The 24,395-nt window shown below is 37.2% G+C and carries 18 protein-coding genes, 3 tRNA genes, 2 rRNA genes and 2 pseudogenes; 16 read left to right on the top strand and 9 right to left on the bottom strand.

All coding sequences use genetic code 11. The features are described from left to right. Positions 1–121: 121 nt before the first annotated feature. From AC1DVP_RS19960 to AC1DVP_RS19920, 9 genes and pseudogenes are all read left to right on the top strand, one after another. Entirely contained in the window at positions 122–544 is a 423-nt protein-coding gene (locus AC1DVP_RS19960; RefSeq protein ID WP_477185231.1) for a DUF1003 domain-containing protein, read from the top strand. A gap of 41 nt (positions 545–585) precedes the next feature. Further along, complete coding sequence (gene ruvC, locus AC1DVP_RS19955) at positions 586–1,140, top strand: crossover junction endodeoxyribonuclease RuvC (protein ID WP_477185230.1); 555 nt, start codon at positions 586–588, stop codon at positions 1,138–1,140. 117 nt (positions 1,141–1,257) lie between these two features. Beyond that, positions 1,258–1,629 (top strand): annotated as a pseudogene (locus AC1DVP_RS19950) (four helix bundle protein). Positions 1,630–1,738: 109 nt separating this feature from the next. Then, a complete protein-coding gene (gene hemW, locus AC1DVP_RS19945) occupies positions 1,739–2,872 on the top strand; it encodes a radical SAM family heme chaperone HemW (protein WP_477185229.1) in 1,134 nt (377 codons plus the stop codon). 228 nt (positions 2,873–3,100) lie between these two features. Beyond that, positions 3,101–3,865: a cyclase family protein gene (locus AC1DVP_RS19940; RefSeq protein WP_477185228.1), complete on the top strand. Its 765-nt coding sequence runs from the start codon at positions 3,101–3,103 to the stop codon at positions 3,863–3,865. Beyond that, positions 3,862–4,260 (top strand): GNAT family N-acetyltransferase, encoded by a 399-nt coding sequence (locus AC1DVP_RS19935; RefSeq protein WP_477185227.1) that lies wholly within the window; start codon positions 3,862–3,864, stop codon positions 4,258–4,260. The genes AC1DVP_RS19940 and AC1DVP_RS19935 overlap by 4 nt, the downstream gene beginning before the upstream one ends. A gap of 48 nt (positions 4,261–4,308) precedes the next feature. Then, entirely contained in the window at positions 4,309–4,659 is a 351-nt protein-coding gene (locus tag AC1DVP_RS19930; protein ID WP_477185226.1) for a DUF4260 domain-containing protein, read from the top strand. Positions 4,660–4,667: 8 nt separating this feature from the next. Then, positions 4,668–5,039, top strand: a complete 372-nt coding sequence (locus AC1DVP_RS19925; RefSeq protein WP_477185225.1) for an MmcQ/YjbR family DNA-binding protein — start codon at positions 4,668–4,670, stop codon at positions 5,037–5,039. 69 nt (positions 5,040–5,108) lie between these two features. Next, the gene (locus tag AC1DVP_RS19920; protein WP_477185224.1) at positions 5,109–5,807 is read left to right on the top strand and encodes a PH domain-containing protein; all 699 of its coding nucleotides are present in this window, start codon (positions 5,109–5,111) and stop codon (positions 5,805–5,807) included. An 83-nt stretch (positions 5,808–5,890) separates the two neighbouring features. Here the strand turns inward: AC1DVP_RS19920 and AC1DVP_RS19915 are convergent, their stop codons facing one another. The 3 genes from AC1DVP_RS19915 to AC1DVP_RS19905 form a co-directional block, all read right to left on the bottom strand. Continuing rightward, positions 5,891–6,991 carry a DUF4407 domain-containing protein gene (locus tag AC1DVP_RS19915; protein WP_477185223.1) on the bottom strand — a complete coding sequence of 367 codons (1,101 nt, stop codon included), beginning with the start codon at positions 6,989–6,991 and terminating at the stop codon, positions 5,891–5,893. A gap of 263 nt (positions 6,992–7,254) precedes the next feature. Next, positions 7,255–8,856, bottom strand: a complete 1,602-nt coding sequence (gene pckA, locus AC1DVP_RS19910) for a phosphoenolpyruvate carboxykinase (ATP) (RefSeq protein WP_477185222.1) — start codon at positions 8,854–8,856, stop codon at positions 7,255–7,257. A gap of 65 nt (positions 8,857–8,921) precedes the next feature. Next, complete coding sequence (locus AC1DVP_RS19905; RefSeq protein ID WP_477185221.1) at positions 8,922–9,323, bottom strand: DUF423 domain-containing protein; 402 nt, start codon at positions 9,321–9,323, stop codon at positions 8,922–8,924. A gap of 310 nt (positions 9,324–9,633) precedes the next feature. Here AC1DVP_RS19905 and AC1DVP_RS19900 point away from each other — a divergent pair, with 310 nt between their 5' ends. Continuing rightward, positions 9,634–11,004 (top strand): saccharopine dehydrogenase family protein, encoded by a 1,371-nt coding sequence (locus AC1DVP_RS19900; RefSeq protein ID WP_477185220.1) that lies wholly within the window; start codon positions 9,634–9,636, stop codon positions 11,002–11,004. Positions 11,005–11,082: 78 nt separating this feature from the next. Here AC1DVP_RS19900 and AC1DVP_RS19895 read toward each other — a convergent pair whose 3' ends face one another. From AC1DVP_RS19895 to AC1DVP_RS19870, 6 genes and pseudogenes are all read right to left on the bottom strand, one after another. After that, the gene (locus tag AC1DVP_RS19895; protein WP_477185219.1) at positions 11,083–12,801 is read right to left on the bottom strand and encodes a M56 family metallopeptidase; all 1,719 of its coding nucleotides are present in this window, start codon (positions 12,799–12,801) and stop codon (positions 11,083–11,085) included. Continuing rightward, positions 12,798–12,914 (bottom strand): annotated as a pseudogene (locus tag AC1DVP_RS19890) (BlaI/MecI/CopY family transcriptional regulator); the annotation flags it as partial. The pseudogene AC1DVP_RS19890 and the gene AC1DVP_RS19895, both read right to left, overlap by 4 nt. A gap of 146 nt (positions 12,915–13,060) precedes the next feature. Continuing rightward, positions 13,061–14,521, bottom strand: coding sequence for a M56 family metallopeptidase (locus tag AC1DVP_RS19885; RefSeq protein ID WP_477185218.1), 1,461 nt, complete (start codon positions 14,519–14,521; stop codon positions 13,061–13,063). Beyond that, complete coding sequence (locus AC1DVP_RS19880; RefSeq protein ID WP_477185217.1) at positions 14,518–14,889, bottom strand: BlaI/MecI/CopY family transcriptional regulator; 372 nt, start codon at positions 14,887–14,889, stop codon at positions 14,518–14,520. The genes AC1DVP_RS19885 and AC1DVP_RS19880 overlap by 4 nt, the downstream gene beginning before the upstream one ends. A gap of 67 nt (positions 14,890–14,956) precedes the next feature. Beyond that, positions 14,957–15,385 (bottom strand): toxin-antitoxin system YwqK family antitoxin, encoded by a 429-nt coding sequence (locus tag AC1DVP_RS19875; RefSeq protein WP_477185216.1) that lies wholly within the window; start codon positions 15,383–15,385, stop codon positions 14,957–14,959. A gap of 338 nt (positions 15,386–15,723) precedes the next feature. After that, positions 15,724–17,112, bottom strand: coding sequence for a dipeptidase (locus tag AC1DVP_RS19870; RefSeq protein WP_477185215.1), 1,389 nt, complete (start codon positions 17,110–17,112; stop codon positions 15,724–15,726). A gap of 109 nt (positions 17,113–17,221) precedes the next feature. On the opposite strand from AC1DVP_RS19870, the gene AC1DVP_RS19865 reads away from it, so the two are divergent. The 6 genes from AC1DVP_RS19865 (at position 17,222) to AC1DVP_RS19840 (ending at position 24,299) form a co-directional block, all read left to right on the top strand. Further along, positions 17,222–17,306: transfer RNA gene (locus AC1DVP_RS19865), tRNA-Leu, on the top strand. A gap of 212 nt (positions 17,307–17,518) precedes the next feature. Further along, complete coding sequence (locus AC1DVP_RS19860; RefSeq protein WP_477185214.1) at positions 17,519–18,517, top strand: glycoside hydrolase family 130 protein; 999 nt, start codon at positions 17,519–17,521, stop codon at positions 18,515–18,517. 767 nt (positions 18,518–19,284) lie between these two features. Next, positions 19,285–20,798 (top strand): 16S ribosomal RNA (locus AC1DVP_RS19855). Positions 20,799–20,927: 129 nt separating this feature from the next. Beyond that, positions 20,928–21,001 (top strand) — tRNA-Ile (locus AC1DVP_RS19850). Positions 21,002–21,151: 150 nt separating this feature from the next. After that, positions 21,152–21,225, top strand: a tRNA-Ala gene (locus AC1DVP_RS19845). A 190-nt stretch (positions 21,226–21,415) separates the two neighbouring features. Further along, a 23S ribosomal RNA gene (locus AC1DVP_RS19840) occupies positions 21,416–24,299 on the top strand. Together the 16S and 23S rRNA genes with 2 tRNA genes alongside form the textbook arrangement of a ribosomal RNA operon. Positions 24,300–24,395 lie beyond the last annotated feature (96 nt).

The following is a 24,395-nucleotide window of genomic DNA, read 5'->3' as shown; positions in this document are numbered from 1 at the left end:
CAAAGGACACAAAGATTTTTATTCTGTCAGAGAAGTTAAACTTCATGAATGGCTGTGTCTACTTCGAGTATCTTTGCGTAATGGTTTGAAATGATTTAAACAAAACTAATTCTATAAAGAAATGAACAATAACAAAACTTGGCACGAAAAACATATTGAAGCATTGGGCTTTGGCAGCCGTTTGGCAGACACAGTAGCGAAAGGAATGGGATCTTGGCGGTTCATTATTATTCAGACTGTTTTTGTAATCGTCTGGATGACATTGAACCTTGTGGCTTATACCTATCATTGGGATGTCTATCCTTTCATATTGCTTAACCTTCTTTTTTCAACACAAGCCGCTTATGCTGCGCCTATTATTATGATGTCTCAAAACAGGCAAAGCGAAAGAGACAGGATTCAGGCACAATCTGATTATCAGACAAATATAGATGCAAAGCTGGAAATTGAAGCTCTCGCAATTAAGTTGGATAAAATTGAAATAGAAAAGTTAGACAAGATAATTGCAATGCTGGAAGAGATGAAAATCAATTCTAAAAAATAAATCAAAAACCTCGGCAGTTTACTGTCTTTTAAAAATAAGCTTTGACAAAAGAACGCATCATATTAGGAATAGATCCTGGAACCACGATTATGGGTTTTGGACTGATAAAAATTGTCAATAAAAAAATGCAATTTTTGCAGCTCAACGAACTGCAATTATCCAAATACGACAACCATTACCAGAAATTAAAAATTATTTTTGAACGTACCATTGAGTTAATCGAAACACATCATCCTGACGAAATTGCAATTGAAGCGCCATTTTTTGGCAAAAACGTACAATCAATGCTGAAGTTAGGGCGGGCACAGGGCGTAGCAATGGCAGCAGGACTTTCCAGAGATATTCCCATTACCGAATATGAACCTAAAAAGATAAAAATGGCGATCACTGGAAACGGAAACGCCAGCAAGGAACAAGTGGCTAAAATGCTCCAGCAATTATTGGGATTGAAAGAATTACCTAAAAATCTTGATTCTACTGATGGATTGGCGGCTGCGGTTTGCCATTTTTTTAATTCAGGGAAAATTGTAGCAGACAAGAGTTATTCAGGTTGGGATGCTTTTGTAAAACAGAATGAAGAGCGAGTAAAAAAGTAGTCGTCAGTGATCAGTTTATTAGTAGTCAGTTGTGGGGATCGAAAATAGTATGCAGTGTACAGATTTTTAGTGAACAGTTTATTAGAAAAAGATAGTATTCAATTTTAAAAAGTATATATGAGATTTCAAGATTTATTAGCTTATAAAAAATCATTTTCATTAGCAATGAAGATTTTTGAAATTACAAAAAGTTTTCAAAAAGAAGAGACTTATTCATTGACAGATCAAATTAGACGTTCATCGAGAAGCGTTCCCGTTACTATTGCGGAAGCATACAGAAAGAGAATTTATTCAAAACATTTTCACAGTAAATTAACCGATTCTGATGGAGAAAATTCATAGGCACAAGTTTGGTTAGAGTTTGCGCTTTCTTGTAAATATACATCAGAGACAATTTATCAAGAACTTATTTCGGAGAGTTTAGAAATTGGAAAACTCATTAATTATATGATATTAAATTCTGAGAAGTTTGGAGTTAAAAAAGAGTGATCAGTATTCAATTTTTTAGTGTTCAGTAGATGCCTGACTACTAAAAAATTGAATACTGAACACTATTCCAAGACTGATCACTAAAAAACTGAACACTGATTACTAAATTATGTCAGGAATCTATATACACATACCATTCTGCAAGCAGGCTTGTCATTACTGCGATTTTCATTTTTCGATTTCAATGAAGAAGAAAGAAGAAATGGTTTTGGCTATTGCCAAAGAATTGCAAATGCGCAAAAATGAGTTTCAGAATGAAGTTGTCGAAACGATTTATTTTGGTGGAGGAACGCCTTCAATATTGAAGGATGCAGAATTAAGATTTTTGATTGATGAAGTTTATAAAAATTATAAAGTTGCTGAAAATCCCGAAATCACACTCGAAGCCAATCCCGATGATTTATCCAATGAACGAATTGTCGAATTATCCCAAAGCCCTATCAACCGCCTTAGCATCGGGATTCAATCTTTTTTTGAAGACGATTTACAAATGATGAATCGAGCGCATAATTCGGCGGAAGCTAAAAATTGCTTGATTGAAGCGACAAAACACTTCGATAATATTTCCCTTGATTTGATTTATGGAATTCCAGGAATGAGCAATGAGAAATGGAAGCAAAATATTGAAACGGCCTTGTCTTTTGGGATACCACATATTTCGAGTTATGCTTTGACTGTCGAACCCAAAACGGCTTTGAACAAACTTATTCAAACCGGAAAAATTGCAAAACCAAACGATGAATCGACGCAGGAACATTTTGCTATTTTGACAGAAATATTAGTAGCGAATGATTTCATCCATTATGAATTGTCCAATTTTGGTAAAGAAAATTATTTCTCAAAGAACAATTCAGCCTATTGGTTGGGGAAGAAATATTTAGGAATTGGCCCGTCGGCTCATAGTTATGATGGTGTTTCCCGTAGTTGGAATGTTTCGAATAATTCACTCTATATAAAATCCATCCAAGAAGACAAATTGCCCAGCGAGATTGAGATTTTGTCCATTGCGGACCGTTATAATGAATATATCATGACAGGTTTGAGAACGATATGGGGTGTTGATTTGAATCGAATTGAAACTGAATTTGGAATTGAATTTTTAGATTATTTGCAAAAACAAGCTCAGAAATTTCTAAATGATGATTTACTTTCTATTGATAACAACATTTTGAAACCAACCGCGAAAGGAAAATTTTTGACGGATGGGATTGCAAGCGATTTGTTTTATTTAAATTTGGAATAGGATTTTAACCGCAAGGTTCGCTATTGTATTAAGTGTTTTTTTTTTGAGTAAAATACAAAAAAATAAGCTTTGAGACTTTTGCGTAATTCTTTGCGAGCCTTGAGGTGAAATATATCTTGCGGTAAAACAACAATTATAACTGAAAACGGAATTAAAAGAGTAGTAAACAATCTTTAAAATTGAATCATTTTTTTGCGAACTTTGCGTAAACCTTTGCGGTTAAAAACTATGAAAGCTACAATTCAATATAACGAGCAAGCCATTGAAGTTGACCTATCAAAGCCCATTGATATTTCGATTCCGTTAACTAATAATGACGATAATCCGATTGCTTGGTACTTAGAAAAACCGGTTATTGAGCCTGTAGTTTTTGGCGATTGGATCGGTAAAGTTTCCGAGGGGAAATCATCGACCAATTTCAACAATATTTTCTTCAATCCACATGGACATGGGACACACACGGAATGTCTGGGACATATTACTAGGGAGTTTTACAGTATCAACCAATCGTTGAAACAGTTTTTCTTTTTGGCCGAATTAATTTCTGTTGTGCCTGAAGTGAAAGGAGAAGATTGTGTAATAACCAGAAATCAGGTTAAAAAAGCGTTAGAAAATAAAATCCCTGAAGCTATAATTATCCGAACATTGCCTAATTTTAAAATAAAAAAGCATCTGAAATATTCGGATACCAATCCGCCTTATCTTGCAGAAGATACAGCACATTTCATTCGCGAATGCGGGATTAAACATTTGCTTATTGATTTACCAAGCGTTGACAAGGAACATGATGAGGGAGAATTATTGGCTCACAAAGCATTTTGGAAAGTAAAAGATGTCCATAATTTAAATGCCGATGCTCGATTGGACTGCACGATAACCGAAATGATTTTTGTTCCTGATGAGGTACAAGACGGCAGTTATCTGCTGAATCTGCAAATTGCCTCATTCGAAAATGATGCAAGTCCCAGTAAACCTATTTTATATCAAATATGATACAAGTTTCTACCGATAAAAAGAAACTCAATGTTCCTTTTATTCAGCATTTTCTAAAAGATATTTATTGGGCTGCAGGGCGTACAATTAAGGAAGTACAAAGGACAATTGACAGCTCAATTTGTTTTGGAATTTATTTGGATGATGTTCAAATTGGTTTTGCCAGAGTAATTACTGATTATGTGGTTTTTGCTTATGTGATGGATGTTTTTATAACCGAAGAGCACAGAGGAAAAGGATATTCTACAGTCTTAATTGATGCTATGATGAATGAACCGCAATTGCAAGAAATAAAAATATGGAGATTAGCTACATCTGATGCCCACTTTTTATATGAGAAATTTGGTTTTAAAGCATTGGCTCACCCAGAGAAAATGATGGAAAAAATTGTGTAATGAAGATTTTCGAAATGCAGTTCTGCGGTTTCAAATAAATAATAGTTAATGAAATCAATTATCAAATTAGAAGAATTAGGATTATTCATACTCGGAGTTTATTTTTTTAGCCAGACAGGATATGCTTGGTGGTGGTTTTTGGCACTGATTTTAGTTCCTGATTTATCCATGATTGGTTATGCGTTTGGAGATAGAATGGGGGCTTTTTGCTATAATGCGATACATCATAGAGGTATTGCGATTGCAGTGTATTTGATTGGTATTTATTGTTCGAATGTAGTGATTCAGCTTTTAGGAGTGATTTTATTTTCGCATTCGTCTATGGACAGGATGTTTGGTTATGGATTAAAATATGAAACAGGTTTTAAGTCTACTCATTTGGGCGAAATCGGAAAATAATAAAAAATATGAATTTAGAAACCTATTACGAATATTGTCTTTCTAAAAAAGGAGTTACGGAACATTTCCCATTCGACGAAGACACTTTGGTCTTCAAAGTAGGAGGAAAGATGTTTGCTCTTTCTTCCTTATTGCAATGGGAAAAAGGAAGTCCACATGTGAATCTTAAATGTGATCCCGAAAGAGCTCAGGAGCTGCGTGCTGAGTACGATGCAATAAATCCAGGATTTCACATGAGTAAAGTGCATTGGAACACAATTGCCGTAAATCAAGATGTTTCAAATACTTTGCTGAAAGAATTAATTGATCATTCCTACGACTTGGTTTTTAAAAGTTTAACCAAGAAAATTCAATTGGAAATTATCGAATTAGAAAAATAGGCATTACTTTTGTAGAAGAATAAAAAACATAGCAACTCAGTTACTTAGTGACTCAGCAACTTTATAAAAATGAAAGAACAAATTAAAAAGTTTTTAAACGAAGAACAAGATCCAAAAGCGATTGAGAAAGTAACTTCGAAATTGCAGGATATTTTAATGAAAAATGAAGAAGTTGGATATATTGCAGTTCAAAAGAAGCCTGCATTGACCGTACTTCCAGACAGTATTGTGCTTACTAATAAAAGGATTATCATTTGCCAGCCTAAAAATTTAGGCTTGTCAATGAATTTTATTGATTACACTTGGGATGATATTGAAGCAACTTTTATAAAAGAAAATATTCTCGGGTCTGAGTTTTCTTTTTCTACGAAAACGGAGTTACAGGTTTCAATTGATTATATTCCGAAGATTCAAGCGCGTAAAATATTTACGTATGCCAAAGAGCAATTGGATGCATTGAAAAACGGTAATGCTGGAGCATCTGTAATAAAGGAAGAAATTGCTACTTCATTAATACAGGAATCAGAATTGATCGAAGAAATGGAAACAGAAGAAGTAATGGATTTTTCTGAAATTATGCCAGTAGTTTCTAATTTTGCAGAACCTGTTCTTGAAAACACAACTGATTCGACTGAGAAAAAAGATAGTGAATTGACACAAGATGAGCTTTTTGCAAAACTTCAGAATTATAAAAAACTCCTTGATAACGGTTTGATTTTACAGGGCGAATATGATGCTTTCAAAAAAGTGATTTTGAGTCATATGTAAAATAATAAAAGCAGTCTTAAAGTTGAAAGTCTTAAAGTCGAAAGCGTAATTCTTTCGGACTTTAAGACTTTTTTGCTTTTGACTTATAGCGTTTTCATTTGCTTTTCCAGAAAATTATTGGATTGCTGTTCCAATAATTCGGTAGCGTTTTTTCTTTGCAAATCATATAATTTTTTATCCTCGGCAATATCAGCATACACTTTATCGTGCATACTGGCACTGGTTTTTATCAATAATTCCCGTTGGTATTTGTCCTGTTCGATTGTGGCTTTGAGAGCTGTTTCCAAGTCTTCCAATTTAAAATCGTATTCCCCTTTTGGAGATAATAATTTAGCAATAATTGGTGAAGTTTCAATCGCTAAGAACAATAGCATTATAAAAAAAGAAGGAATCCAAGGCAATTTATTCAAGGCATTGATTCTGGCCATCAAACCATCAAATCCATCAATAATAGGCTGAGTTTCGATTACTTTTTTATCTAAATCAGTTTGGAGTGTTTTAGTGCCTTTTTCAAGAACGGCAATTTTGGCTAAGTTATTTTTTCGAATGGTATCCAATTCTTTTTTAGACAAATCGTGTTTGGCAATTTTTTCTTTAAATACAGGGCCTTTGCCTATTTTTTTTGTGCCAGCAGTTCCTTCAGCTTCTTTGATGTAGGTTTCATACAGTGTATTTACTTCTTTCTCTTTATTGGTAATTTCTGCTTTGAGATTTGCTATTTCAGTTTTGTTTTTATCTAAATCTGATTTAAAATAATTAGCGACTTCTTTTTTATTATTCAAAGCCATTGCATTCTTTTCTTTCAATAAAACGGTATTGATTTCTTTCTCGAAAATTTTAATTTCCAAAGGTTTTGAAATTACGATTGCAATGATAATAGCCAAGATGATTCGCGGAGTTGCCTGCAAAAGTTCACTTCCAAAATTGTTTCTTTTTCGGATTGTAGAAACTATAAAACGATCCAAATTAAAAATGAGCAAACTCCATACAAATCCAAAAAGCAATGCGGGAATGACATTGTCGAAAACAGTGAAAAGAGCATAAGCACTGGCTATAAAAGCCATAATAGCTGTAAAAAAAACAGTGGCACCAATGCCTACATATTTGGTTTGTTCGCCTTCGGAGCAGCCTTTTAGGAGCGGTTTGTCTGCGCCTGAGCACAGGATGAAAAATTGTTTTAACATGATTGATTGATTTTTGATTGATGATGCAAATTTAACGCCAAAAAATTAATAATGGTATAAATTGCTGATTTGTTTTTAATTGAGAATAAAATGAGTCAAATTTTAAAATGTTGTTTTAATTATATCATTCTATTTTATAAGATGTAACTTACTTCATCTGTTTTTTCCGTAATCTCTGAATCTCTCAAGATAATATCCAGCAAAAAAGCTGTTCATCATCATGAACAGCTTTTTTTAGTTGAATTAGTAAATTAAATATTAACCTATGCAATTGGCGCTCCTGCTAATATTTCAGCATTGGCAAATTCTTTAAATTTGGTGAAATTATCTTCAAATTTATGAGCTAATTCGATAGCTTTTATATCGTATAATTCTGGTTTTTCCCAAGTGTTTCTAGGATTCAAAATTTCATTTGGAACTTCTGGGCAAGATTGTGGAATTGCAATTCCAAATACGGCGTGGTTTACAAACTCAACGGAATCTAATTCTCCTTTTAAGGCAGCAGTAATCATGGCTCGAGTGTATTTTAATTTCATTCGGTTTCCTGTTCCATAAGGACCTCCCGTCCATCCTGTGTTGATTAGCCAAACTTTTACATTAGCTTCTTTCATTTTTGCGCTTAGCATTTCGGCATATTTTGTTGGATGCAGCGGCATGAATGGCGCGCCAAAACAGGCCGAAAAGTTGGGCTGGGGCTCAGTTACTCCAGCTTCAGTTCCAGCAACTTTTGCCGTATATCCTGATATAAAGTGGTAAGCGGCCTGTCCAGCAGTCAGTTTCGAAATTGGAGGCAAAATACCGTAGGCGTCTGCAGTCAAGAAGAAAATGTTTTTTGGGTTTTTGCCAATAGAACCAGGCTGAATATTATCAATATGTTCAATTGGATAGCTTACTCTTGTGTTTTGTGTAATGGAAATATCTTCAAAATCTACTTCATTAGTTCCTGATTTGAAAACTACATTTTCAAGAATGGCACCTTTTTTAATGGCTCTAAAAATGTCTGGCTCATTTTCTTCGGTAAGATTAATTACTTTGGCATAGCATCCGCCTTCAAAATTAAAAACTGTATTCTCATTCGTCCATCCGTGTTCATCATCACCAATTAATTTTCTGTTAGGATCTGCAGATAAAGTAGTTTTTCCAGTTCCGGATAATCCAAAGAATATAGCCGTATCTCCATTTTCTCCAACATTGGCACTGCAGTGCATTGGCAACGTATTTTTAAATACAGGCAAGATGAAATTTAATGCAGAAAAGATTCCTTTCTTCATTTCGCCAGTATAGCCGGTTCCTCCGATTAAGGCTATTTTTTTAGTAAAATCCAAAATGGCAAAATTACTTTGGCGTGTTCCGTCAACTGTAGGGTCAGCATGAAATCCGGGTGCGCAGATAACTGTCCATTCTGGAGTGAAATTTGCTAATTCTTCATTGGTTGGCCTCAAAAACATATTGTGGCAAAATAAATTAGCCCAAGCGGTTTCTGTAACTACGCGTACATTTAATTTGTAATTTGGATCGGCACACACATAAGAATCTCTAACGAAGATTTCCTTATTTGATAAGTAAGCAGTCATTTTTTTATAAAGTGCATCAAAAGCTGTAGGCTCAAAAGGGATATTCACTTTTCCCCACCATACTTTATCTTCAGTAATACTGTCCTTAACGATGAAACGATCTTGTGGAGAACGTCCAGTAAATTCTCCAGTATTAATTGCCAATGCTCCTGTATTGTTTTCGAGTCCCTGTTCTGATTTGATCGTAATGTCATGTAACTCATTCGGGCTTAGCTGATACTGAATTTTGGCATTTTCGATTCCCATGTTTTTTAACGAAATCGATTTCGTAAACAAAGCGTAGTTGTCCATAAAAAATAAATTTTTTTGAGTGTTGTTTATTTCACCGCAAAAGTATAATTTTTTTTATAACTACATTATGTTTTATTTTTCTTTTTTATTGGTTTTATTAAGTCAAAAAGCAGTAATAACCAAGAAAAAATAAGAAATACCCCGCCAATGGGAGTTATAAAGCCAATTACTTTAAAATCTATTGGACTCAATGAATTGGTTGCCAAAAGATAAATGGATCCTGAAAAAAACACAACTCCCAGAATGGTAAGATTAAGTATAGTTTTTTTTAATTTTTGATTTATCAAAGTCGTTGTTCCAATAAATAATAAAAACAGGGCATGGTACATTTGATACCGAACTCCTGTTTCGAATGTGGTAAGCTGTTCAATAGTGAGAACTTTTTTTAGGCCATGAGCACCAAAAGCGCCTAAAATTATAGCAATCATACCCAAAACGGCGGCAGTTGAAATTATTTTCTTATCCATTTCTTTTTATTTAAAGTTTAGCAAAAGTATTTCATATATTTTAAAATGACAGCTTTTTTTGTATGACTTTTGCAGGAGTTTTTTCAATAATTAAATTTGGTTAAATTTTGCTCAGCTTATTTGAGATGACAAATCAATTGGAACAAATAAAAGCTTCAAAATATTTGTTATAAATACAACAATATTGTAAATTTGTGTTATATTTTTAATTTTAAAAAATATGAAGTGTTTTAAATAAGGATAAAAATATCTTATTTATTAGAAAATATATTGAAATGGCGACTGTATGATTTTGCTCTAAAAATTACTTATGAGAACAATTCTAATTATAGGAGCAGGAAGATCTGCTTCATCTTTGATACAATACCTCTTGAATAAATCGGTAGAGGAGCATTTACATCTTATTATTGGAGATTTGTCTTTGGCTTTAGCCCAAAAAAAAACAAACAATCATCCCAATGCGACTCCTATTGCTTTAGATATTTTTGATGAAAATCAAAGAAAAAAGGCTATTCAAAAAGCAGATATTGTTATTTCTATGCTGCCAGCCCATCTTCATATAGAAGTTGCTAAGGACTGTATTGTATATAAAAAACATCTTGTAACAGCATCCTATGTAAGTGATGCCATGCAGGAATTGGATGCAATGGCCAAACAGAACAAACTCATTTTTATGAATGAAATTGGGCTTGATCCCGGCATTGATCATATGAGTGCGATGAAAGTGATAGACGAAATTAGAGAACAAGGAGGAAAAATGCTTTTGTTTGAATCTTTTTGCGGTGGACTTGTTGCACCAGAATCAGATAATAATCTTTGGAATTATAAATTTACTTGGGCACCAAGAAATGTTGTTCTTGCAGGCCAAGGAGGGACTGCTAAATTCATACAGGAAGGGGCTTATAAATACATTCCGTATGTGAATTTATTTCGGAGAACAGAATTTTTGGAAGTTGAAGGTTACGGAAAATTCGAAGCTTATTCTAATAGAGACTCCCTTAAATACAGAAGTGTTTATGGTCTCGACGATGTGCTTACCTTATATAGGGGCACGATTCGGAGAGTTGGTTTTTCAAAAGCTTGGAATATGTTTGTGCAACTAGGAATGACGGATGATAGCTATATTATGGAAAACTCCGAAAACATGAGTTATAGAGAATTCGTAAATTCCTTTCTTCCTTATCACCCAACCGATTCTGTAGAAATCAAAATGAGGCTGATTCTAAAAATTGACCAAGATGATATCATGTGGGACAAGCTTTTGGAATTGGATTTATTTAACCGCAATAAAAAAGTGGGACTAAAAGATGCCACACCTGCACAAATTCTTGAAAAAATACTTACTGACAGTTGGACTTTACAACCTCATGATAAAGATATGATTGTGATGTATCACAAATTTGGATTTGTTCTTAATGGAGAAGAAAAGCAAATTGATTCTAAAATGGTTTGTATTGGGGAAGACCAAACTTATACTGCTATGGCAAAAACTGTTGGATTGCCAGTTGCAATGGCGACTTTGTTAATCTTGAATGGTAAAATTACTACTCCCGGAGTGCAGCTCCCGATTCGCAAAGAAGTGTATCTGCCGATTTTGAAAGAGTTAGAAGAATATGGAGTTGTTTTTAATGAACAAGAGATGCCTTATGTTGGTTATAATCCTGATAAAGTTTTTAGTTGAGATTTTTTAATTTTAGATTTTTTAATTTTTTTATAAAATCCGCTTCGTGAGAGGCGGATTTTATTTTTGTTTAAATATTTAATTAGCTGATTGAATAGTGATTGGCAAGCTGTACATTACTTTAACGGGATTGCCGTCAATTTTTCCAGGAATCCATTTTGGACACAACTTCAAAACACGTATTGCTTCGTCACCCGTTCCGTAGCCGATATCTCTTAAGATTTTGAAATCACTTAAGCTGCCGTCTTTTTCTATTATAAAGGTTATATATACTTTTCCTTTTAGATTGGGTTCTGAAGGAGTTTTAAAATTTGCACCTACAAATTGATAAAACTTCTCCATTCCGCCTGGGAATGTAGGTTTGTCGGATACATCTGTAAGACTTAGAATTTCTTTGTTCTGAATTTTTATTGTCTTTGTTTCAACGGGTTGATTCTTTTCTTGTTTTTTATCCATTACTGTTATTCTTAGCTCCTTTCCAGAGAATTTTAGATGGGAATCTTTTAAATTTTTATCAAAGTAAGCATGGGTATATAAGTTGAACTGTTGTAATTGAGGATTTTTTTTTGTTCGAGCATTTTTATGAACAAAACTTCCAGAATAATAAACGATATCTTTTGTTGAATATTGGTTTAATTCTGAGTTGGGAATATTTTTTTCGTCAAGCCAGATTGCAAAATCCTTCTCGTTTTTCCAACTATTGAATTCTTTTTCAGTAGGTATTTTTTTGATGATCGGAGAAGGGACGTAGTCTAAATATCTCTTTTTTTCTGCCAAAGTTAATTCTTCATATTTCTTGTCTATTATTGTGCGTTTGTTATTATCCTTGACGATTATTTGGACTCCTGCATAATAAGCATCTCTTAATTTGTCTTTTGTGACTGGCTGAGTGATATTTTTTTCAGTTTGAGTATTGCTTTTAGAAGAAACGGATTTTTCCTGTGCAACACTTTCAACGCACATAAAGAAAATAAGCCCGGAAAATAAAGGCAGAAGTGCTATTTTATAAAGGATTATTTTTGTTTTCGAAACGGTTTTTGTCATCATAATTAGTCGTTTTTTGGCTACAGAATAGTTTAAATTACTGGTCAAGTAAAAAGGTTGGTTCTCGTTTGCTTTCGACAGCAATAAATTTTGGTAAAACGGGACGTCATCATGGACGCTTACCACTTTCTCATCGGCGAGAAATTCGTGATTAAGCTGTATGGCTTTTTTGTAAAAAATAAAAATTGGGTTAAACCAAAACAGCATTTTCAATATTTCAATAAACAAAACATCCAAAGTGTGTTTTTGAGTTACGTGTATCAATTCGTGTGTGTATAATTCGGCTTCAATTTTTCTATTGTGGTAATCGGTTTCGTTGATAAAGATGCTGTTCCAGAAAGTATGCGGCAAGGTTTTTTCCTTGAGTAAAACTAGTTTTGCATTTTTATAATCTATTATAGTGTTAGATTTTATTTTGGAATTTATTTTTAGAATGTTTCTAATAAAGCGAAACAGCAATAACAGAGTGGTCAAACTATATATACTCCAAATTATAATTGCTGTATAATTGACAGTTTCCGGAATAATTACCATCGTAGCTTCTCCAGTCATAACGGTATTGGTTTGCACTAATGTATCTGCAGATTCATCAATAATCTCAATAGTTATGAATGGAACTACAAAAGAAAATATAATACTGAATAACAAATAAAACCTATTGAAGCGGTGCATTTTTTCTTTTTCCAATATCAAATGATAAAAGATCAGAAGGGCCAATAGGCAGATGGTGGATTTTAATAAAAAGTCAATCATTTTTTCTTTTTTTGAATTTCACTGTCTACTGTTTTTTTGAGTACTTCCAGTTTCGAAGCCGATAAATTGGTCTCTTCAGTAAAGAAAGAAGCAAATTGCGAAGTCGAATTGCTTAATTAAATTGTCATTTGTAGAGATAAAACTAGACAAGGAGCATCTTCTGCCGCGATGAAACCAGTATAGACTTCAACTCCATTACAATTTTTTTAAATCGTGAGTTAACATAGATATAACGATGTGGTTTATCTATGGCTCTAGTTTACTTCAACATCGGGTAACCGACAGCAACTTTCCCTGGAATACCATTTTGCTTTGCAAGAATTTCTTCGATGCCTTTAGGTTGAAACATCACTTGTATTAAAATCTTATCCCAATCTGCTTTATCAAAATTATTTTCAAAAATAGATTTTGGACTGGATTTCAATATGCTGATTAGTTTGGTTTCCGGTTCGGTCCCTTTTTCCTGAAAAGCTTTAACATCCTCAAGATTACCGTCTCTTTTTAAAACAAATCTTATAACAAGAATTTCTTCTCTTTTATCAATTCCTTCGGGGCTTTTATAAGTGCTTACTATATAATTGCCCAACTTATCCAATGAGTTTTTTAAAGCAGTCTTATTAATTTTAGCTTCCTGTATGTCGTATATAAAATTTACCTTAAATTCTGGTTCTTCAGCAAGTAGTTTTTCATTTTTAACGACAGAAACTGTCTTTTCGGAATCTAATTTATTTGGGGTTTTGGTAGGTGGGTTTTCATTTTTAACGGCGGAAACTACCAATACGGAATTGAATTCATTCGTGTTTTTGGCAATTTTATTATTCTTGTCATTTGAGGCCATTGCGGTTTTAACTTGTGCAACACTTTCAACGCACATAAAGAAAATAAGGCCTGAAAATAAAGGTAAAAGAGCGATTTTAAAAAGCAATACTTTTGTTTTGGAAACAGTTTTTGTCATCATAATAAATCTTTTTTTAGTTATAGAATAATTTAAATTGCTGGTTAATCCGAATGTTGGGTTTGTGTTTGCATGAGCAAGCAAAAGGTTTTGATAAAAGGGAATGTCATTATAGGCGTTTACCACTTTTTCATCGGCGAGGAATTCGTGGTTGAGCTGGATGGCTTTTTTGTAGAAAATAAAAATAGGATTGAACCAAAACACGGTTTTCAAGGTTTCAATAAGCAACACATCAAAAGTGTGCTTTTGGTTTACGTGTATCAATTCATGAGTGTATAATTTTTCGTCTATTTTGCGGTTTTGATAATCTGCTTTGTTGAGGAAGATGCAATTCAAAAAGGTATGCGGAGGTGTTTGTTCTTCTAATAAAACTAATTTAGCGTTTTTGTATTCTACGATCAGGTTTGACTTTATATTGGATACAATTTTCAAAATGTTTCTTACGTACCTAAATAACAGTATTGAAGTAATCAAACCATAAAGACTCCAAAGGATTATTGGTGTGTAATCGATGGTTTTTTTTATTTCCGTTACTCCCGTCGCTTTTAGATTTTCCTGTGCCGCATAAGTATAGGTTTGTTGAATGGGTGCGATGGTTTCTCCTATGATTTCAATAGTTATGAATGGAATTACAAATGAAAATACAATACTGAATAACAAGTAAAACCTATTGAATTGGTGCATTTTTTCTTTTTCCAATACCAAATGATAAAAGAGTAAAAGTGCGAACAGGCTGATGGAGGATTTGAATAAAAAGTCTATCATTTTTTCTTTTTTTGAATTTCACTGTCAATTATTTTTTTAAGTTCTTCCAGTTCCGATGCCGATAGATTGGTCTCTTTGGTAAAGAAAGAAGCAAATTGCGAAGCCGAATTGTTGAAGAAATTGCTGATCAATCCGTTTACGTGTTTCGAGAAATAATCTGTTTTTTTGACCAGCGGATAATATTCCCGTGAGTTTCCAAATTCGGTGTAAGCAACGAATTTCTTGTCAATCATTCTCTTCAGCAAAGTAGCAACGGTTGTTGTTGCCGGTTTTGGTTTTGGATACGCCTCGAGTAAATCTTTCATAAAGGCTTTCTTGAGTTGCCAAAGATGTTCCATTAATTGTTCTTCTGAGTTGGATAGTTGCATTTGGTATTTTGTTTTATTTATTTTTTAATTGAAACTGCTATTGAAACTGCGATTAGATTTTGAATCATCATTTTTGATTAAATTCTGCTTCGGAAATCAGTTCTCCATTATTGTATTTTTTTGTGATAATTAGCTTTCCTTTTTCATCGTAGAATTTCCAAATTCCATCATAGAACCAATGAATTTCTATGTTATCTGTGGTTGTTTTTGTTTGTCCTTTTGATTGGATTTTTCCGTTTTCAAAATAGGTTGTTGTTTTGCAGATGTTATGTTTGTATTTTTCTTTTTTGATAATTTTCCCGTTTAAGTAGTAATGCCACTTTTTTATTGGGTCGTCTTGGCGGTATTTTCCAACCGATTTATATTTTGCGCTGTCAACTGTATAATTCTCTATCCAGAGCCCTTCTCTTTTCTTGTTTACTTTTTGGTTTATTGGTGTCGTTTTGCATCCAATCAAAGTTACGGCAAGGAATAAAGTGATGAATAAGTGTTTCATAAATGTCTTTTGCTCTACTAAAATAGAATCTACTCTACAAATGTAGAATAAAAATTAATACAGCCAAATTTTTGAAGGCTTTTTTTAGAGAATGTCTTTTGGATAAATAATACAATTACAAATAAATCAATGTCTTATGAAAACCAAAAGCTTAGCCCAGATGGACACGAGCGAAGCGAACTGACGAAGTAAACGGCATCCTGTTGTCCCGGGGTTCGGGACAACAGATATAGTGGACAGCTGGAATTAGCTCCTAATTAGAACCAAAATTATTCGGAAGAAGGCATAAAAAAATCCGCTCATTGCTGAACGGATTTAGAGTTTTATGCTTGGTAAAACTATTTGGATAGCTCTACAAAATATTTATAAAACAACGGAATGGTTTCAATCCCTTTCAGATAATTGAAAATCCCGAAATGTTCGTTTGGTGAGTGAATGGCATCGCTGTCAAGACCAAAGCCCATAAGGATTGTTTTGCTTTTTAGCTCTTTTTCGAATAAAGCCACAATAGGAATACTTCCTCCAGAACGAACTGGAATTGCAGGAATTCCAAAGGTTTCGGTATAAGCCATATTGGCCGCTTTATAGCCGATGCTGTCGATAGGGGTCACGTAACCCTGACCGCCGTGATGAGGGGTAACTTTTACGGTAACGCCCGCCGGAGCAATGCTGATGAAATGTTTAGTAAACAAATCGGTGATGACTTCCCAATCTTGGTTTGGAACCAAACGCATAGAGATTTTGGCGAAAGCCTTGCTGGCAATAACCGTTTTTGCGCCTTCTCCAGTGTAGCCTCCCCAAATTCCGTTGACATCGAGTGTTGGTCGAATCGAGTTGCGCTCATTGGTCACGTATCCTTTTTCGCCGTAAATATCGTTTAGGTCTAATGCTCTTTTATAATTGTCAAGGTTAAAAGGAGCCTTGGCCATTTCGGCTCTTTCCTCTAGAGATAATTCTTCAACGTTGTCATAGAAACCAGGAATGGTTATGTGATTGTCTTGATCGTGCAAAGAAGCAATCATTTTGGATAAAATATTAATTGGGTTGGCAACCGCTCCGCCGTATAATCCAGAATGTAAATCACGATTTGACCCAATAACTTCGACTTCCACATAACTTAAACCGCGAAGACCCGTGGTAATTGATGGCTGCTGATTGGAAATCATTCCGGTATCAGAAATTAAAATCACATCGTTTTTAAGTTTTTTGGTATTATTTTCTACAAAGGTTTTTAGGTTCACGCTTCCAACTTCTTCTTCGCCTTCGATCATGAATTTTACGTTACATGGTAAAGTATTGCTTTGAATCATGTACTCAAAAGCTTTTACATGCATGTACATTTGACCTTTGTCATCACAAGAACCTCTGGCAAAAATGGCGCCTTCGGGATGAATATCAGTCTTTTTAATAACAGGTTCAAATGGAGGAGAAGTCCATAATTCTAATGGATCTGCAGGCTGTACATCATAATGTCCGTAAACCAAAACTGTAGGCAAATTTGGGTCGATTATTTTTTCGCCATATACAATTGGATAACCCGCAGTGTCGCAAATTTCGACAAAATCGCATCCCGCATTCTCTAAACTTGCTTTGACAGCGTCGGCAGTGTCAAGGACATCCTGTGAAAAAGCGGTGTCGGCACTTACGGATGGAATTTTTAACAGTTCAATTAACTCATTGATAAACCGATCTTTGTGTTTTATAACATATTGTTTTATATCTTCCATTAAATCAATTTTTTTTTGAAAATCAAAAATACAAAAAATAGAATAAATAATTTTTTTAAAAAATCCTTTGTAAATTGGAAGATATGATTATCTTTGCACCCACAATTACGCGGATATGGTGAAATTGGTAGACATGCCAGACTTAGGATCTGGTGCCGCAAGGCGTGTAGGTTCGAGTCCTATTATCCGCACCAAAAGCTTCTCATCTCGAGAAGCTTTTTTGTTTTAATTTATTTTCGTAGTGAATTCCTTCTTACCTTAGTATAAAGATTCAGAATGCTGTCATTCATTTATATCTGCATTTTTTGATTTCTGATTTTTGTTCCAAAATTCAATAATTAAGAACGGCATGAAAGATATTGCAAAGCGTTTTCCCGAAAATCCATTACTTTCTCCTTCAGAGATAGTGTCTAGTCATAAAGATCTGGAAGTAACCTGTCTTCTTAATCCCGGAGTGTTTCAATTTGATGGTAAAATATGGATGATTATCCGCGTTGCCGAAAGGCCGAAACAAAAAGACGATACCATATCTTTTCTAGTCTTAACCGAAACGGGAATCCAAATTATTGAAATCCCTGTAAATGACCCTGAAATGATTGTTAGGGATGCGAGAGTCATCAAGTATAAAGGTGTTGATTATTTAACCACATTGTCGCACTTGCGGTTGATGTGCAGTGATGACGGGCGGAAATTTTATGTTCCTCAAAATTATCCATTGTTAATAGGTGAAGGGATTTTAGAATCATTTGGAATTGAGGATTGTCGTGTGTCTTATATAGATGGTGTTTATTACTTAACCTATACAGCTGTTTCTTTCAATGGTGTCGGTGTGGGTCTGCGTACAACAACGGATTGGAAAAATTTTCAGTCCTACGGAATGATATTGCCACCGCACAATAAGGACTGTGCTATTTTTGAAGAAAAAATCAACGGTCTTTTTTATGCTTTGCACCGCCCAAGCAGCGTTGAAATTGGTGGAAATTTCATTTGGCTCGCTTCTTCTCCAGATGGAATTCATTGGGGAAATCATCAATGCCTCCTGAAAACAAGGAACCATCTTTGGGATAACGCTCGGATTGGCGCTGGCGCATCTCCTGTGAAAACCGAAAAAGGATGGCTTGCTATATATCATGGAGCAAATGAAAATCATCAGTATTGTTTGGGTGCGTTTTTAATGGATTTAGAAAACCCCTCAAAAGTTATCGCCAGAACTAATGAGCCTATTATGGTGCCAACGGAGAATTATGAGCTCACAGGTTTCTTTGGCAATGTGGTTTTTACTAATGGGCATATCATAAATCCTGATGGCGATACCGTGACTATATATTATGGTGCCTCCGATGAATTTGTGTGTGTTGCCGAATTCTCAATTAAAGAAATCTTCTCTCTTCTACAATATAGTTAGGAGCTCAATCCTGCTATCCGCTTCAATCTTTCCCTGCGAACCCCGCAGGGAAAGGATTTCCACTTCTATCAGGGCTAGGGTCTCGGTATTTCATAAGAGAGATTCCTCCTTTGTATATAAGGTGTAGTTTTTCAAGAGCGGTAAAGTGTGCAGGATTCATAAAGAAACCTCCAAAATCCGGCTAAAACCGATATAACTCTGCAAAATCACTTGTTCCGATTCAATAATCTTCAAGAATCCGCATTGTAACGCGCGACAAACCAATACATTAAAAAATAAACAAAAAATAGTTAAGAAAAGCTATTGTTAAAACGGATAAAGGGGCTACTTTTGCACCCGCAACAGCGCATAGGTTCTTTAAAATACTGGCAGGCTAGATGGATTAATGGATGGGAATAAATTTTCAAAAATAATTCAGGAAAAGCTTGTGAGATTTAAAAACGGATGTTATTTTTGCACCCCGCAAAACGCGCAACGTTCCTTGAAATACTGGATAAGAAATTGAAAAACAATCGAAAAAGATATTTTCGAAAAAAGTTTAAAAAGTTCTTGCCRGTTAAAAAGAAATTGCTACTTTTGCACCCGCTTTGAGAGATAAACGAAAAGCGGAATAAATAAGTAAGAACACGTTCCTAGACATATTGAATTGACAGCCGTCTCGTCCAAAAGACGAGACAAATAAAATAAGAGTAATAGAATCGGAAGATTTGAGAAAGACCACTAGAATTTGARTCGAATAATAAATAAGTCGCAAGACTAAATAATATACGATGAAGAGTTTGATCCTGGCTCAGGATGAACGCTAGCGGCAGGCTTAACACATGCAAGTCGAGGGGTATAGTTTTTCGGAACTAGAGACCGGCGCACGGGTGCGTAACGCGTATGCAATCTACCTTTTGCAGAGGGATAGCCCAGAGAAATTTGGATTAATACCTCATAGTATATAGAGTTGGCATCAGCCCTATATTAAAGTCACAACGGCAAAAGATGAGCATGCGTCCCATTAGCTAGATGGTAAGGTAACGGCTTACCATGGCTACGATGGGTAGGGGTCCTGAGAGGGAGATCCCCCACACTGGTACTGAGACACGGACCAGACTCCTACGGGAGGCAGCAGTGAGGAATATTGGACAATGGGCGCAAGCCTGATCCAGCCATGCCGCGTGCAGGATGACGGTCCTATGGATTGTAAACTGCTTTTGTACAGGAAGAAACAACATTACGTGTAATGTCTTGACGGTACTGTAAGAATAAGGATCGGCTAACTCCGTGCCAGCAGCCGCGGTAATACGGAGGATCCAAGCGTTATCCGGAATCATTGGGTTTAAAGGGTCCGTAGGCGGTTTGGTAAGTCAGTGGTGAAAGCCCATCGCTCAACGGTGGAACGGCCATTGATACTGCCAGACTTGAATTATTAGGAAGTAACTAGAATATGTAGTGTAGCGGTGAAATGCTTAGAGATTACATGGAATACCAATTGCGAAGGCAGGTTACTACTAATGGATTGACGCTGATGGACGAAAGCGTGGGTAGCGAACAGGATTAGATACCCTGGTAGTCCACGCCGTAAACGATGGATACTAGCTGTTGGGGGCAACTTCAGTGGCTAAGCGAAAGTGATAAGTATCCCACCTGGGGAGTACGTTCGCAAGAATGAAACTCAAAGGAATTGACGGGGGCCCGCACAAGCGGTGGAGCATGTGGTTTAATTCGATGATACGCGAGGAACCTTACCAAGGCTTAAATGTAGATTGACCGGTTTGGAAACAGACTTTTCGCAAGACAATTTACAAGGTGCTGCATGGTTGTCGTCAGCTCGTGCCGTGAGGTGTCAGGTTAAGTCCTATAACGAGCGCAACCCCTGTTGTTAGTTGCCAGCGAGTCATGTCGGGAACTCTAACGAGACTGCCAGTGCAAACTGTGAGGAAGGTGGGGATGACGTCAAATCATCACGGCCCTTACGCCTTGGGCTACACACGTGCTACAATGGCCGGTACAGAGAGCAGCCACTGGGCGACCAGGAGCGAATCTACAAAACCGGTCACAGTTCGGATCGGAGTCTGCAACTCGACTCCGTGAAGCTGGAATCGCTAGTAATCGGATATCAGCCATGATCCGGTGAATACGTTCCCGGGCCTTGTACACACCGCCCGTCAAGCCATGGAAGCTGGGGGTGCCTGAAGTCGGTGACCGCAAGGAGCTGCCTAGGGTAAAACTGGTAACTAGGGCTAAGTCGTAACAAGGTAGCCGTACCGGAAGGTGCGGCTGGAACACCTCCTTTCTAGAGCCTTAGTGTTAGCGCAAGCACGCTAGGGAAAGAAGACGATCTGACTATTGGTTACAGATAATAAGATTATATTACTCTTGCTGTTAATTTAAAAAAAAAAGAATAAAAATTAAGTAAAAACAGAGTCTCGTAGCTCAGCTGGTTAGAGTACTACACTGATAATGTAGGGGTCGGCAGTTCGAGTCTGCCCGGGACTACTTTTTTAACGATTTTAGATTTAAGAATTAATATTTTAGATTTAAGAATGAAAAAAAAGACTGTAAAGCTTAATTAAAAGGAAATTTTAGAGGTTGAGTAACCGTTTTAAGTACTGTTAACTGAAAACTGTTAACTGCCGACTAAAAATTGGGGGATTAGCTCAGCTGGCTAGAGCGCCTGCCTTGCACGCAGGAGGTCAACGGTTCGACTCCGTTATTCTCCACTATTCCAGTGAATAGTAAAGAGTAGTTAGTGATTAGCAAAAGCTAAGGACTAATTAGTAAGGACTAATCACTAAGAAAAAAGTTCATTGACATATTGAGATAAGAAATAATAAAAAGTAGAAAGCAGTTTTTTCTAATTTATTAGGAAAAGCGAAAAAAACGGTCTCGTTGTTTACAACGAGATTGGTACAATAAGCAAAATAAGGGCGTATGGGGGATGCCTAGGCTCTCAGAGGCGATGAAGGGCGTGATAAGCTGCGAAAAGTTACGGGGACGAGCACACATCGATTGATCCGTAAATACCCGAATGGGGCAACCCGCTATGTTGAAGACATAGCACACCGATAGGTGGGCAAACCCGCTGAACTGAAACATCTAAGTAGGCGGAGGAGAAGAAAACAAAAGTGATTCCGTAAGTAGTGGCGAGCGAACGCGGATTAGCCCAAACCAGTGCTGTTACGGCAGTGCTGGGGTTGTAGGACCACGGCATTTTATGCACAAGGAACCGGAAGTTGCTGGAAAGTGACACCATAGAGGGTGATAGTCCCGTATGGGTAACGAGTGTAATAGATAGTGGTATCCTGAGTAGGGCGGGGCACGTGAAACCCTGTCTGAATTTGGCGGGACCATCCGCTAAGGCTAAATACTCCTGAGAGACCGATAGTGAACCAGTACCGTGAGGGAAAGGTGAAAAGAACCGTGAATAACGGAGTGAAATAGATCCTGAAACCATACGCTTACAAGCGGTCGGAGCCCATTCGTTGGGTGACGGCGTGCCTTTTGCATAATGAGCCTACGAGTTAACGTTGCTGGCAAGGATAAATGGTTAAGCCATGGATCCGTAGCGAAAGCGAGTCTGAATAGGGCGCTTTAGTCAGTAGTGTTAGACGCGAAACCGTGTGATCTACCCATGGGCAGGATGAAGCGCTGGTAACACAGTGTGGAGGTCCGAACCGGTTGACGTTGAAAAGTCTTCGGATGACCTGTGGGTAGGGGTGAAAGGCCAATCAAACTCGGAAATAGCTCGTACTCCCCGAAATGCATTTAGGTGCAGCGCACGGCGCAAAGTTATATAGAGGTAGAGCTACTGATTGGATGCGGGGGCTTCACCGCCTACCAATTCCTGACAAACTCCGAATGCTATATAATGTTTCCGTGCAGTGAGGGCTTGGGTGCTAAGGTCCAAGTCCGAGAGGGAAAGAACCCAGACCATCAGCTAAGGTCCCCAAATATATGTTAAGTTGAAAGAACGAGGTTTGTCTGCCCAGACAGCTAGGATGTTGGCTTGGAAGCAGCCATTCATTTAAAGAGTGCGTAACAGCTCACTAGTCGAGCGGACGAGCATGGATAATAATCGGGCATAAACATATTACCGAAGCTATGGATTTAGAGTTTACTCTAAGTGGTAGGGGAGCATTCTAACAGGGTTGAAGGTGTGTCGTAAGGCATGCTGGACTGGTTAGAAAAGAAAATGTAGGCATAAGTAACGATAATGCGGGCGAGAAACCCGCACACCGAAAGACTAAGGTTTCCACAGCTATGCTAATCAGCTGTGGGTTAGTCGGGACCTAAGGCGAACCCGAAAGGGACAGTCGATGGCCAACGGGTTAATATTCCCGTACTACTGATTACTGTGATGGGGTGACGGAGTGATGAAAGCGCCGCGAACTGACGGAATAGTTCGTTGAAGTACCTACCTATAAGACCCGCAGGCAAATCCACGGGTTTTGGGGAAATACGATAGTACTCGGAGTCTTCGGACAAAGAGATAGTGCGCCTAAGGGCTTCCAAGAAAAACCTCTAAACTTCAGGTAATTAGTACCCGTACCGCAAACCGACACAGGTAGTCGAGGAGAGAATCCTAAGGTGCTCGAGAGATTCATGGCTAAGGAATTAGGCAAAATAGACCCGTAACTTCGGGAGAAGGGTCGCCCCGAGCAATCGGGGCCGCAGTGAAGAGGTCCAGGCGACTGTTTATCAAAAACACAGGGCTCTGCAAAATCGTAAGATGAAGTATAGGGCCTGACACCTGCCCGGTGCTGGAAGGTTAAGAGGAGATGTTATCTTCGGAGAAGCATTGAATTGAAGCCCCAGTAAACGGCGGCCGTAACTATAACGGTCCTAAGGTAGCGAAATTCCTTGTCGGGTAAGTTCCGACCTGCACGAATGGTGTAACGATCTGGACACTGTCTCAGCCATGAGCTCGGTGAAATTGTAGTAACGGTGAAGATGCCGTTTACCCGCAGTGGGACGAAAAGACCCTGTGCACCTTTACTATAGCTTAGTATTGACCTTGGATAAATGATGTGTAGGATAGGTTGGAGACTGTGAAGCGGCGTCGCCAGGCGTTGTGGAGTCATTGTTGAAATACAACCCTTTGTTTATCTGAGGCCTAACCCCGTATTGCGGGGGACATTGCTTGGTGGGTAGTTTGACTGGGGTGGTCGCCTCCAAAAGAGTAACGGAGGCTTCTAAAGGTTCCCTCAGTACGCTTGGTAACCGTGCGTAGAGTGCAATGGCATAAGGGAGCTTGACTGAGAGACATACAGGTCGATCAGGTACGAAAGTAGAGCATAGTGATCCGGTGGTTCCGCATGGAAGGGCCATCGCTCAAAGGATAAAAGGTACGCCGGGGATAACAGGCTGATCTCCCCCAAGAGCTCATATCGACGGGGGGGTTTGGCACCTCGATGTCGGCTCGTCACATCCTGGGGCTGGAGAAGGTCCCAAGGGTTGGGCTGTTCGCCCATTAAAGTGGCACGCGAGCTGGGTTCAGAACGTCGTGAGACAGTTCGGTCTCTATCTACTGTGGGCGCAAGAAATTTGAGTGGATCTGATTCTAGTACGAGAGGACCGAATTGGACTAACCTCTAGTGTATCTGTTGTCCCGCCAGGGGCACCGCAGAGTAGCTACGTTGGGAAGGGATAAGCGCTGAAAGCATATAAGCGCGAAACCCACCACAAGATGAGATTTCTTTTAAGGATCGTGGGAGATGACCACGTTGATAGGCTACAGATGTAAAGGCAGTAATGTCATAGTCGAGTAGTACTAATAATCCGTAAGCTTATGTACACCCTTTTCTCTCCCGTCTCGTCTTAGGACGAGACGGGAGAGAAGAAACTTTCTAATACGCTTTTTATGTTCTTTATCTCAGTATGTTAAGATATT

It is taken from the genome of Flavobacterium sp. P3_A6 (genome assembly GCF_056403035.1).
This window is presented reverse-complemented; position numbering and strand designations above follow the sequence as displayed.

What these genes read in the sequence shown, in the direction of transcription:
- AC1DVP_RS19960 (WP_477185231.1), top strand. Translation starts at nt 122, where the DNA reads ATGAACAATAACAAAACTTGGCACGAAAAACATATTGAAGCATTGGGC.
- hemW (WP_477185229.1), top strand. Translation starts at nt 1,739, where the DNA reads ATGTCAGGAATCTATATACACATACCATTCTGCAAGCAGGCTTGTCAT.
- AC1DVP_RS19940 (WP_477185228.1), top strand. Translation starts at nt 3,101, where the DNA reads ATGAAAGCTACAATTCAATATAACGAGCAAGCCATTGAAGTTGACCTA.
- AC1DVP_RS19935 (WP_477185227.1), top strand. Translation starts at nt 3,862, where the DNA reads ATGATACAAGTTTCTACCGATAAAAAGAAACTCAATGTTCCTTTTATT.
- AC1DVP_RS19930 (WP_477185226.1), top strand. Translation starts at nt 4,309, where the DNA reads ATGAAATCAATTATCAAATTAGAAGAATTAGGATTATTCATACTCGGA.
- AC1DVP_RS19925 (WP_477185225.1), top strand. Translation starts at nt 4,668, where the DNA reads ATGAATTTAGAAACCTATTACGAATATTGTCTTTCTAAAAAAGGAGTT.
- AC1DVP_RS19920 (WP_477185224.1), top strand. Translation starts at nt 5,109, where the DNA reads ATGAAAGAACAAATTAAAAAGTTTTTAAACGAAGAACAAGATCCAAAA.
- AC1DVP_RS19915 (WP_477185223.1), bottom strand. Translation starts at nt 6,991, where the DNA reads ATGTTAAAACAATTTTTCATCCTGTGCTCAGGCGCAGACAAACCGCTC.
- pckA (WP_477185222.1), bottom strand. Translation starts at nt 8,856, where the DNA reads ATGGACAACTACGCTTTGTTTACGAAATCGATTTCGTTAAAAAACATG.
- AC1DVP_RS19905 (WP_477185221.1), bottom strand. Translation starts at nt 9,323, where the DNA reads ATGGATAAGAAAATAATTTCAACTGCCGCCGTTTTGGGTATGATTGCT.
- AC1DVP_RS19900 (WP_477185220.1), top strand. Translation starts at nt 9,634, where the DNA reads ATGAGAACAATTCTAATTATAGGAGCAGGAAGATCTGCTTCATCTTTG.
- AC1DVP_RS19895 (WP_477185219.1), bottom strand. Translation starts at nt 12,801, where the DNA reads ATGATTGACTTTTTATTAAAATCCACCATCTGCCTATTGGCCCTTCTG.
- AC1DVP_RS19885 (WP_477185218.1), bottom strand. Translation starts at nt 14,521, where the DNA reads ATGATAGACTTTTTATTCAAATCCTCCATCAGCCTGTTCGCACTTTTA.
- AC1DVP_RS19880 (WP_477185217.1), bottom strand. Translation starts at nt 14,889, where the DNA reads ATGCAACTATCCAACTCAGAAGAACAATTAATGGAACATCTTTGGCAA.
- AC1DVP_RS19875 (WP_477185216.1), bottom strand. Translation starts at nt 15,385, where the DNA reads ATGAAACACTTATTCATCACTTTATTCCTTGCCGTAACTTTGATTGGA.
- AC1DVP_RS19870 (WP_477185215.1), bottom strand. Translation starts at nt 17,112, where the DNA reads ATGGAAGATATAAAACAATATGTTATAAAACACAAAGATCGGTTTATC.